Below are 765 nucleotides of genomic sequence, written 5' to 3'. Positions count from 1 at the left end.
TCGGACGACCTATCGGCAACACCCCCGACCCCGCCACCAACGGTTCGCTCACCGTCGCGCACACAGTCGTCTCCGTCGGCCCGTACGCGTTCACCATCGACCGGCCCGGCGCCCACCGATCCACCAACTCGACCGAGCACGCCTCACCCGCGACGACCAACGAGCGCACCGACTCCAACCCCTCCGGTGACAGCGTCGCCAACGCCGACGGGGTGAGCGTCATGTGGGTAATGCCGGATTCGTTGATGAGACTGGTCAGACCGGAAATACGCGTCACCGCGTCATCCGGCGGGATGACCAACGTCGCCCCCGTCACCAACGTCACCCATATTTCGAAGACGGTCGCATCGAAACTCCAGGATGCGAACTGCAGCACCCGGCTGTCTCCGTCGATGCCGAACCTTGCGATCTGATCGGAAATCAGATCGAAGACTCCGGCATGGGTGACCGCGACACCCTTGGGGGTGCCGGTCGTGCCGGAGGTATAGATGACATACGCCAACGCCGACGCCGGCGGAACCGGCAACGAGGTCATGGGTCGCGTCGCGAGCGTCGGATCGACGACATCGATGACCGGCACGTCATACCCGGTCAACCGGGGCGCGAACGCACTGTCGGTGATCACCGCGGCGGGCGACGCGTCCGCGAGCATGAAACCGACCCGCTCATCGGGATGACGCACATCGATCGGCAGATACGCAGCGCCGGTCCGCAATACCGCCAGGGTCGCCACGATCGCCGCAGCCGAGCGCGGCAACATCAACG

At 65.5% G+C, this 765-nt stretch carries 1 protein-coding gene; it reads right to left on the bottom strand.

Annotated elements, in window-relative coordinates:
• A partial coding sequence (locus tag GFY24_RS40885; protein ID WP_153810476.1) for an AMP-binding protein occupies positions 1 to 765 on the bottom strand: 765 nt, incomplete at both ends.

It is taken from the genome of Nocardia sp. SYP-A9097, assembly GCF_009649815.1.
In the GTDB taxonomy this organism is placed as follows: Bacteria; Actinomycetota; Actinomycetes; order Mycobacteriales; family Mycobacteriaceae; genus Nocardia.
This window is presented reverse-complemented; position numbering and strand designations above follow the sequence as displayed.